The sequence below is a fragment of the Aeromonas sp. MaB10011B genome, from assembly GCF_017939325.1.
GTDB classification, from domain to species: Bacteria; Pseudomonadota; Gammaproteobacteria; order Enterobacterales; family Aeromonadaceae; genus Aeromonas; species Aeromonas caviae.
On the sequence record NZ_JAGKRK010000031.1, the window covers coordinates 42,311 to 53,153 of the forward strand.

Annotated in this window: 6 protein-coding genes and 1 pseudogene; all 7 read left to right on the top strand. The window is 62.2% G+C overall.

The features are described from left to right. Positions 1–15: 15 nt before the first annotated feature. A complete protein-coding gene (locus J9893_RS10215) occupies positions 16–327 on the top strand; it encodes a phage tail assembly protein T (RefSeq protein ID WP_223918242.1) in 312 nt (103 codons plus the stop codon). Next, entirely contained in the window at positions 305–2,434 is a 2,130-nt protein-coding gene (locus J9893_RS10220; RefSeq protein WP_210601796.1) for a hypothetical protein, read from the top strand. Before J9893_RS10215 ends, J9893_RS10220 begins: the two co-directional genes overlap by 23 nt. A 2-nt stretch (positions 2,435–2,436) precedes the next feature. Next, the gene (locus J9893_RS10225; RefSeq protein ID WP_210601795.1) at positions 2,437–3,033 is read left to right on the top strand and encodes a hypothetical protein; all 597 of its coding nucleotides are present in this window, start codon (positions 2,437–2,439) and stop codon (positions 3,031–3,033) included. Next, positions 3,030–3,614, top strand: coding sequence for a hypothetical protein (locus tag J9893_RS10230; protein ID WP_171865159.1), 585 nt, complete (start codon positions 3,030–3,032; stop codon positions 3,612–3,614). The genes J9893_RS10225 and J9893_RS10230 overlap by 4 nt, the downstream gene beginning before the upstream one ends. 5 nt (positions 3,615–3,619) lie before the next feature. Then, complete coding sequence (locus tag J9893_RS10235; RefSeq protein WP_102948362.1) at positions 3,620–4,021, top strand: hypothetical protein; 402 nt, start codon at positions 3,620–3,622, stop codon at positions 4,019–4,021. Then, positions 4,021–9,669 carry a DUF1983 domain-containing protein gene (locus J9893_RS10240; protein ID WP_210601794.1) on the top strand — a complete coding sequence of 1,883 codons (5,649 nt, stop codon included), beginning with the start codon at positions 4,021–4,023 and terminating at the stop codon, positions 9,667–9,669. Before J9893_RS10235 ends, J9893_RS10240 begins: the two co-directional genes overlap by 1 nt. 58 nt (positions 9,670–9,727) lie before the next feature. Then, a pseudogene (locus tag J9893_RS10245) lies at positions 9,728–10,843 on the top strand (hypothetical protein); the annotation flags it as partial.

Below are 10,843 nucleotides of genomic sequence, written 5' to 3' on the forward strand. Positions count from 1 at the left end.
GCGTTCATCCTGAGCCTGGCCCGCCAGTTTGGTCGAGCAGACTGGCGGCGCTGGCTGAGCGAGTTTTCGGCTGCTGAGTACCTGGACTGGGTGGCTGATTTCTCAAAGCACCCGACCGATTATCGGATCCGCCAATACGAAACCGGCCAGATCTGCGCCCTGCTGTTGAATGTCCACCTCAAGGCAGAGCACTGGGTCAGTCCCTCAGAATTTTTCTATAACCGCCCCGAACCCGTGGTGGTTGAACAAAGTGACGAGGAGATCGCCAACTTGGCCGCCTTCATCCCGGGAGTAGAGAGAACCTATGTCATCGACCCAGATTGCTGACCTTCGGGTGCTCCTCAGCGCGGATCTCTCGTCCTTGCCTGCCGATGTCCGCTCCGCTGCGAACGTGCTGAAAAGCTATGCTGCCGACGCCAAGAGTGCCGAAGACTCGACATTCAATTTTGGTCGCTCGTTCAATGAAACGGCAGATCTGCTGTCTCACAAATCCGTTGCTATCGTGCAAGGGTTCAGCGTCGTCCAAGGTGCCGTGTTGGGCCTGGTCGGGACGGCGGTGGGGCTGGCTGCATCCGTCAGTGCGTTGGCCCAGCAAGGGCGCGAGCTGGAGCAAATGTCGCTCAAGGCGGGGGTGTCCGTTGAGAAGATGCAAGAGCTTGCCTATGCCACCGAGCAATACAATGTCAGCGGCGACAAGCTGGCTGACATGCTCAAGGACGTACAGGACAAGCTCGGTGACTTCTCGGCCACCGGTGGCGGCGAGTTCAAGGACTGGATGGAGAACATCGCCCCCAAAGTGGGGCTGACCGTCTCCAAGCTGCAACAGATGGCGGGCCCGGAGGCATTGATCGCCGTCCAGAACGCCATGGATGCGACCAACGTCAGCGCCTCGGAACAGGTGTTCTACCTGGAGTCTATCGCCAATGACGTCTCCACGCTCCAGCCCCTGCTGCGCAACAACGGCGCCGAACTTCAACGCCTGACCGGGCACTATCGAAACCTCAACGTCGCCCTGTCACAGACCGACATCACCCAGCTCAAAGAGATGGACCAGAAGCTCAAGGATGTGAGCCTGCGGCTGCAAAGCTCATTCGCCCAAGGCGTGCTGGGAGCATCGGATCAAATCGACTGGCTGACCGAAAAGCTCGGCTATGCCGTCAGCTACTGGGGGACGCTGCTCGATAGCTGGGCGGACAACCCACGCACGGTTGATGGAATGAGCCGTCGCCTCGGCAACCTGCGTGAAGAACTCAAGGATCTGGATGACCAGATCAAAGAGACGTCGGAGCAAAAGGCATTCGGCGGCGTCGGCCTGATCGATGCCATCTTGGGCGATACGGCGGGCCGTTCTGCCCTGCCGGAGCTCCAGCAGCGCCGCGCCGAGATTGAGGCCGAGATAGACCGGATTCAGGAGGCGTATGGCAAGAAGCGCTTCGGGATTGGTGAGCAACCGGAGTACCAGCCCCCGGAACCGGTCAGCTCCCGTGATACCAGCGCTGACAACAAAAAGCTGCTGGAGCAGGGGGAGGCCCGTCTCAGTGCCCTGGACATGCAATTCGCCAGTGAGCTGGACAAGCTGCGCCTCTCCCATGAGGAGCGCCTGGCAGAAATCGACAGCCTGCAGGTCAGCGAGGCCGAACTGCGGCGCCGCGGCTATGAGAGCCTGAGTGAGCTGCGAGAGGAGTACCGCCAGAAGGAGGCGGATCACTTCGCCGAGCAGCAAGCTGACTACATGGCCAAGCGTGAAGAGGCGATGGCCAAGGAGCTGGAGGCGGATCAGCGCAAGCAGGATCAGCTTGCCGAGCAGGAGCGCGGGCGCGTTGAAAGGCAGAAAGCCGCCCAGCAACAGGGTGCCCGCGACATGCTCAATTTCACCAGCCAGACCCTCAGCCTCACCACTGACATGCTCCAGCAGTCTGGTAAAGAGCAGACCTTCATCATGAAGGCCCTGCTGGCCGCTCAGAAGCTGCTGGCGATTCCGTCGATCCTGGTGGCCGGTGAGCAAGCAGAGGCCGGGGCTGCGGCGTTTGCCGCGATGACCGGCGGCCTGCTTTCGGCTGAGTCGGCCCGCGCAATGATCAAGGCCCAGACCATGATATCGGTCGGCATCGTCGCCGGGACGGCCATTGCAGGCATGGCCCATGACGGCATCGATACTATTCCCCGGGAGGGAACCTGGCTGCTCAATACCGGCGAGCGGGTTTACACCAACAAGTCCGCCCAGCGTATCGATCAGATGTATGACCAGTTGATGAGTGGAGGAGGCGTGGCGGCCAGCGGCGGTGCGGTGTTTGAGCAGCACTTTCATTTCAGTGCCGACATGACCGACACCGACCGCAATCAGGTGATCACCGAGGCCGCCCTCCGGGGTTACCACATGTTCATCGAAGACCTTGGCAGCAATGGCCAAGCGCGTCGAATGCTGGGGGTATAACGATGGAAATCTATGACTGGCCCGCCGAGTTCAGGGTGCGGGAAAACGCCCTCGACCTGGAAACCATGGGGCGGGTATTTGAATCGTCGTTTGACGGCTCAGAGCAGACCGTCGCCACCCCGGGCAGCAAGTGGCTGATGGAGCTGACCATGGGCAAGATGGAGCCCGCTGTTGCCCGTCGCCTGGAAGCCTTCATCGCCAAGCTGGATGGCAAAACCAACCGGGTCAGGTTGTGGGACTTCGCTCACCCCAAACAGCCGGTACATGGTGCCCCTATCGTCAGTGAGGCGCTGAACATGCGCACCGCGATGACGAGCAGAGGGTGGAAGCCCTCGACCCTGGTACTGCGGGATGGCGACTGGCTACAGGTGGGCGATGAACTCAAGCGGGTCACGGCAGATGTTTGGTCGGATCAGTCTGGCGCGGCCCGGATTGCGTTTGCCCCCATGCTGCGCAAGAGCCACCCGAGCGGCACCCCCCTGGTGGTCGAGCGCCCCATGGGGGTGTTTCGCCTCGATGGCGGTGGCAAATCTCGTCGCCCGTCTGGCCTTCGCCGTGATCTCGGCACCCTCAAGTTCAAGGAGAGTTTCTATCCATGATCACCGGCCTTGATCCTGATGTGATCGCCGCCCTCAATCAGCCAAACGTGACAGCGCTCTATGCCCTCAAGCTGGACTTGGTGAGCGGTATGAGCCGCCTTCACTCGGGCTTGGGGGAGCTGGTGCTGGGTGGTGAGGTGTATTACGGGGTAGGTGCCCTGGGGGCGGTCAGCCCCCAGAAAGAACAGATATCCACCTCGCCAACCAAGCTGAGCGTCACCCTGACGGGGTTGGACAACGCCCTGCTGGCCGAGGTGATGAGGGAGCGCATCGTTGACCGAATGGCGTGGCTTTATCTGGTCGTGCTTGGCCCTGATGGCACCCCCCTCAATGCCTGTTTGCAGTTTAGCGGCAAGATAGCGCAAACCCCCATCAAGGCAGGGCGAACCAACACCATCCAGCTCACCATCTCGAACAAGTTTGAGGACTGGCAGAAGGGCCTCAACTTGCGCAACACCGACGAAAGCCACCGCCGCATTCACCCGAATGATCGCTTCTTCCGCTATCAGAACCAGATGGCTGACCGATCCATCTACTGGGGATCCAAGAAAGATGCCCCGAGTTTCAACTATGAGGACTGACCGCCATGCGCCACCCAGATTGGCAAATCCGCATCATCACCACCATTCAGGCCGCCACCGAGCGGCCTTTTTGTTGGGGTGAAAATGATTGCTGTCTGTTTGTCGCTGACGTGTGCCTTGCCGCTTGCGACAAGGATCCCGCTGCCCAGTACCGGGGGCGCTACACCACCGAGATCGGCGCCAAGCGGGTGCTTGCAAAGACCCACGGCAGCATTGAGGCCGCCCTCGATGCGCTGTTTGTCCGTGTACCAATTGCCATGGCCCAGCGCGGCGATGCCCTGGTGTTTGATGGCCCAAACGGGTTAACCGCCGGGGTCATGTGGGCTGGCCAAGTCTGGGCCATGACAGAGCAAGGCGCCCGCCCCATCCCGGATCAAGTCCCCCTCATTGCCTGGAGAGTTGAATAATGCCCGCTGCTGCCGTCCCTCTGATCGCTGGTGCCGCTGCTGGCGCGGGCGCTTATGCTGCCGTGACGGCTGTCACGGTGGGCATGGCGCTTTCCATCGGCACGGCGGTGGCCACCGCCACCATGATGTTGACGACGAAAAAGCCGTCACTCTCTGACTATCGGAGTGCCAGCGAGCGCAGCCAGGTGCTGCGAGCTGCCGCCAGCGACAAGACTTGTGTCTATGGCCGTGTGATCTCGTCCGGGTTGCTGTCGTTCGCTGCCGAACAGGCCGGGGAACAGGATGAAGGGGAGTGGCTGCACCTGGCCCTGGTACTCGCCGGGCATAAGTTGTCTCGCATCGGGAGCATCTGGTTGGGCGATGACTTGATCGGCGAGTTCTCAGATCTGGTGTCCTACGAACTCCATGCCGACCGCAAAACCTGCGACCCCTTCATGTTGGCCAAGTGTGCCGATTGGAAGGAAGACATGATTGGCCAGGGGATCACCTGGCTGCGCCTGTCACTCAAGTTCGACCCCCAGAAGTTCCCGGCGGGGCTCCCCAACATCAAGGTGGAGAAGTTCGGAAAGGAGGTGTGGGATCCCAGGGACAGCAAATGGAAGTGGAGTGATAACGTCGCCCTGGTCATCCTCGACTATTACCGCTCCTGGCTGAACGTGCCGGACGATGAGATCCGCATGAACGAGTTCATCGTGGCTGCCAACATCTGCGATGAACTGGTCACGCGCCCGGATGGGACGCGGGAACCCCGCTATACGGCCAACGTGGAGTTCGATCTGGGCGAAGCCAGATCCAAGGTGTTGGAAGCACTCCACATGGCGTGTGCCGGCCAGCCGACTTACATAGGCGGCAAGCACGGCATCATCGCGGGGGCTTATTACGGGCCTGCCAGCGACGAGATCCGGGCGCACCAGATTATCGGGGATATCGAGCTGCTGCCGGAGCCAGCCAGCAGCGAGAAAATCAACCAGGTGACTGGGACATTTGTTGACCCGATCACCTTCAAGAAGACCGACTTCCCGGCGGTGATTGTCAACGAATGGGTGGAAGAGGACGGCGGCCTTGCCCTGTTGGAAGACCTCGACCTGCGCTGTGTGACCAGCGAATACCAGGCCCAGCGCCTGGCGAATATCATGCTGCGTCAGCGCCGTGCCGCCCGCACCCTGACATGTCCGATCAACCTCTCTGGCTGGCGCTATCGCCCCGGTAGTTCGATCAAACTCTACATCCCGGCTCTGGGCATCAATGGCCCCGAGTTTCGGGTGGTCGATTGGTCGTTCTCGCTGACCAGTGGGGTCGAGCTCACATTGCGAGAAGAGAGCCCGCTGTTTTGGTCGGATGCCATTGGTAAGCCCATGGAGCGCCCGGAAATCACCGAGCTACCCTCGGGCGGTGTGGCCATGCCGGATCAGCTCCGGTATGAAGTGGAACAGATTGGCGAGGTGATCCAGGGCGTGCTGTCCTGGCGCAACGTCGGCACCATCGCCTACAACCAGGTGATCATCCAGCGCCTTGACCCCGGCAAGCCCCCGGTGGTGGTGCTGACTGCCCAGGTGCCGGGGCAATCTTGCCGGGTGAATGGCCTGGCGGCCGGAAACTACGTGGGCCAAGTCCGCGCCATCGCCATGACCGGCGCCCCGTCGCCGGTTGCGTCGGTCAATTTCACCATCCAGGTGCCCGCTATCCCCGTGGGGGTCGAGGTTGAGGCAGGCAACTGGTCCCTGGCCTTCCGCCCGGTGTTCACCGGTGGCCAGTCCTACGGCACCCTCTGCGAATGGTGGTGGAGCAAAGTGCAGCTGCCCCTGGCCGAGGTGCAGACCAAGGCCACCAATGCAGGCTTGGGTGCGTTCATGACGTTTCAAGGGTTGCAGCCAGACACCACCTATTACGTGTGGTTGCGGGCCGTCAACGCCTACGGCAAATCTGGTCTGTTTGCGGCCAGCGGGAAAACCTCCTACGACGCCGCCTCCATTCTCGACATCTTGGATGGGGAGATCGGTGGCGAACACCTGCGCGAGGAGCTGCGCAAGCCCATCGAGCAGATCGCGGACATCGTTGACCAGGCGATCCCAGACATCATTGGCAAACTGGAGCTGGTCGAGCGCGAGTTCACCGATTTGAGCGAAACCGTCGCGCCGATTGCTGAACGGGTGCCCGTCATCGACCAGCAGATGACCGGCTTGGGCGATGCCCTGTCGGCCCTCGATGAACGGTCAAAGCAGACCGAAAACCTGCTGCGCGATGAGCAGAACCACCTGGGCCAGATGGGCATCGATACCGTCCTGCAGCAAGACAAGCTGCACGGCAAGATTGACCGTGTACAGAGTGAAATGGGCGATCTTCGCGATGCCATTTTCACGGTTAATCCCGGCACCGGCCAGATTGAAATGGATGTGGTGCGGGCGCTGCGCGACGAGACCCAGGCCAGTTTTACCGAGGTCAACCAGAAACTGGACGCCGCCACCGGCACCTTGGCCACCAAGGCCGATCATGCAGTGGTGGATGCCCAGGGCGAACGGCTGACCGAGGCTGAGCAGGTGCTGGATGGCATCAATGCCAAGATCACCCAGACGGTCACCAAGTCGGAGTTCACCAGCGAACAGCAGCGCCTGACCGAGGTCAGCAGCTCCCTGGATGCCGCCATGGGGCAGATCCAGCAGAAGGCTGCCCAGTCCACCGTGACCGAGCAGGGAGAACGGCTCGCGGCGGCAGAGCAACGGATCACCGTCAACAGCGATGCCCAGTCGGCCCTGGCCGAGCGCGTATCCGGCCTCAAGGCCGAGCTGGAGGCAGATGACCAGACCCTGCTGGCCAACATCACCGAAGTGGCGCGGGTCAGTACCGAGGCTGACCAGGTGCTGGCTGAGCGGGTCAGCGGGGTCGAGGTGCGCACCGACACCGCCGAGGGCGCGATCCGGGCGCTGGAGGAGATTGTCGAGAGTGACGGCGGGATCACCGCTGGCCGCTTTGACGAGATCACCGCCACCCTGGATCTGACGGTCAAGGCCGCTGACCAGGCCGCAGAGGCCGCCATTGCCAACGCTCTCGCCGGTGAGCAGGGAGAGCAACGTCACCGCACAGCGGAGGCGGGGATCCGCCGCGACCAGCAGGTGCAGCTTGATCTTCATCAGGCCCTGGCGAGCGAGGTCACCGACCTCAGTGCCAAGTTCGAAGGGGAGAAGGCCGCCACCACTGCCCGTCTGACAGAGGTTCGGGAGGTGATCGCCGGGGTTGAGCAGTCCACCGCCCGGGAGTTAAGCCAGCTCAAGACCGACTACCAGGCAGCAGACAGCAAGGCCGCCGCCGCCTTGGAGGAGAGCAAGCGCACCCTGAGCGCCGCCGATGAGGCCATGGCTGAACGGGTAACCCAACTGCAGGCCACCCTGGAGGGGGATGATCAGACGCTCAACGCCGCTATCCTGGAAACCCAGCGCACCCTGGCGCAGGGGGATCAGGCGCTCGCCGAGCAAATCGGCCAGCTCAAGACAGCCAGCGGCGATCAAGCCGCCCAGCTCACCAGCCTGGGCAAGGTGGTCACCGATGGTCAGCAGGCCACCGGCGAGGCCCTGCAACAGCTCACCACCAAGACCGACAAGACCCAATCCGATGTGGGCACCTTGTCTGAGGCCGTGGCAGAGCAGGGCAAGGCGCTGGCCGCTCGCCAGGATGACCTGTCAGCAGAAGTCAATCTGACCGCCTTGGCCAGCATCGGCAACACCTTGGCAGATGTTCAGGACGAGGACCGGGCTCGCAAGGCCCGCGCCACGATCACTCGTCGTCAGGATACCCAAGCGGACGAACACCAGGCGCTGGCCCGTGAGGTGACCCAGTTCCGTGCCGAGTTTGAGGGGGAGCAGGCGGCAACGTCCGCCGCGCTCACCGGGGTGAGGGAGGTGATCGCCGGGGTGGAGCAATCCACCGCCCGGGAGATCAGCCAGCTCAAGGCCGATTACCAAGCGGCAGACAGCAAGACCGCCGCCGCCTTGGAGGAAAGCAACCGCACCCTGAGCGCCGCCGATCAGGCCATGGCCGAACGGGTAACCCAACTGCAGGCCACCCTGGAAGGGGATGATCAGACGCTCAACGCCGCTATCCTGGAAACCCAGCGCACCCAGGCGCAGGGGGATCAGGCGCTGGCCGAGCAGCTGACCCAACTCGCCGCCAAGGTGGAGACGGGTGACAAGGCGCTCGATGCGGCCATCAAGCAGACCCAGCAAGCCCAGGTGACTGGCGACAGCGCCCTGGCCACGCGGATGGATCAACTGCAGGCCTCCCTGGAAGGGGATGACCAGACGCTCAACGCCGCTATCCTGGAAACCCAGCGCACCCAGGCGCAGGGGGATCAGGCGCTGGCCGAGCAACTGACCCAGTTGCAGGCCAAGGTGGAGACGGGTGATAAGGCGCTCGATGCGGCCATCAAGCAGACCCAGCAAGCCCAGGTGACCGGCGACAGCGCCCTGGCCGCCCGCATGGACCAACTGCAAGCCACCCTGGAAGGGGATGACCAGACGCTCAACGCCGCTATCCTGGAAACCCAGCGCACCCAAGCGCAGGGGGATCAGGCGCTGGCCGAGCAACTGTCTCAGCTTCAAGCCAAGGTGACCAGTGGCGACACCACCCTGGGGTCAGCCATTCAGCAGGCCAAGCAGGCTCAGGTGGATGGGGACAAAGCCAACGCCGACGCCATCACCAAGGTGCAAGCCAGCCTCAACCAAACCACGGCAGCCGTGGAAACGGCAGCCAAGGCGGTGGCTGACCTGAAAGGCAACGTGGAGGCGGGTTGGTACACCAAGGCCCAAATCGCGGGGGAGGGGGCTGGCTTTGGCCTGTCGGTCAAGCTGAATGCCGATGGCAACGTGCTGAGCACCTTCGTGATCGATGCGGATGTGTTCGCCGTGATGTCGAGGGCGGGCGGTGCGACGACAAAGCGCCACCCGTTCGTCATCAAAAACGGCACCGTTTACATGAATCACGCCATGATGGACACGGCAGAGATCGGCAACGTGATCGCCAAGTATATCAAGGTCACCGAGCTATCGGCTGTCACCATAGAGAACAGCCAGTTCAAGGGCGGCAATGCCGGGTTTGGTCCCGGCGGCCCCTTTGCTGGGTGGGGGGAAGGGTGGCACACCATCATCTATGCAGACGGTCGGATCCGCACCAACCGGCTCTATGCCGACGATGGGATATTTACGGGGGAGGTGAACGCCAACAAAGGCATATTCAACAACGTAGTGATGCGAGAAAACTGCGAGATCCTGGGCAAGCTCGACGTCAACCAGATAGAAGGCGACATCACCACGCTGATCAAGGCGGTGGCCAACTTCTCGATCCCGGCATACCGCCGCGCCCGCAACGTGGTGTGCATCGATCCGGTGACGGCCTATGGCAACGTATCGGGTCAAGGAACGATAGGGATGGCGGTGGTCTTTTACCTCAATGGGGTGGAGAAAGGCCGCGTGTCCAAGACGGAATACGTCGCCGCAGGTGGCACCCGATATTTATCCATCGACATCAAACCCTCGTTCGAGCTCCCGGCAAACACCAATGCCACCATCACGTTCGGCATCGAGCCGGTTGGCGGTGGAGTTGGTATCAGCTCCACCGGTTTCAGTGGCCAGGCGGTCTGGCTCACTGGCTTGAAGTAACACTGACCCACCTTACAACCCGGCCTCGCGCCGGGTTTTCTTTTGAAGGAACCTTGCAATGGCAGGACTTTGGCAGCGCACCGGCAATGTCACGGTGACGAATGGCAGCAAGACCATCACCGGTTTTGGCACCAAGTGGAAAACCGGCACCCTTCCTATCCAGAAGGGGCACACCTTCTATGGCCCGGACAATGCCGCTTATGAAGTGGACACCGTAGTCAGCGACGAAAGCATCTTGTTGGTTGATACCTATCGCGGCGGCACCCTGGCTAACCAGGCATACCGGATTGACATCACCCGCACCTCGACCATCAGCCAGTTTGCTGCTGACCTGGCCTCCCTGGTGGCCAAATACCGCAGCTGGTTCGACGGTATGATGACCTGGCTGACCGGCTCGGGGGATGTCGCCATCCTTAACCCGGACACCGGCGCCAACGTCACCATCCCCAGTTGGAAGAAGGTGGCCAGCGAAGGAGAGGGGCAGACGGCCCGCGCCAAGGTCGAAGCCGACCGGGCAAAGACCGAAGCGGATCGCGCCGCTGCGGCCGCCAATGCCACGGCCGAAGCCGGGACCGGCTCGCTGATGCGCGTGGGCGGCGCCACCATCCTCGATGCGGAGCGCTACGCCCTGGAGCGGGCAACCGGCGGCAGCCAGACCATCATTCGCGACAGAGCTGGCAACGCCAATGCTATGTTCGTGCTGCCGCGCTTCAGCTACGCCGACCTGGGCATGACTGCCGATATGGGCACTGGCGATGTGACGGCGTTCGATTTTGGCAGCGGCAGCATCAAGAGCGAGATATTCATCGGCGCCTATCTTGCGTCCGGCTCCGGCGCTGTCAGCGCGCCGCGGCGAGATCCCCGCATCTCGCTCGATCACACCGCCGCCCGCAACGCCTGTAGTGCAAAAGGCGAAGGCTGGCATCTGATGACGGCGCACGAATGGGCGGCAATCGCCCTGTGGTGCATGGCCAACGGCTACGAGCCGATTGGCAATACCAACTGGGGGCGCAGTCACGCCAAGACTTGGATGGTAGGCGATCGGGCCGACAACCGGGCACCTGGCGATGTCGCCGGTACGGGGCGGACGCAAACGGGCTCGATGGGCGCGGAGGCGACACATAACCGCACGCCCATCGGCATAGCGGACCTGGTAGGCAACGCCTGGGAGTGG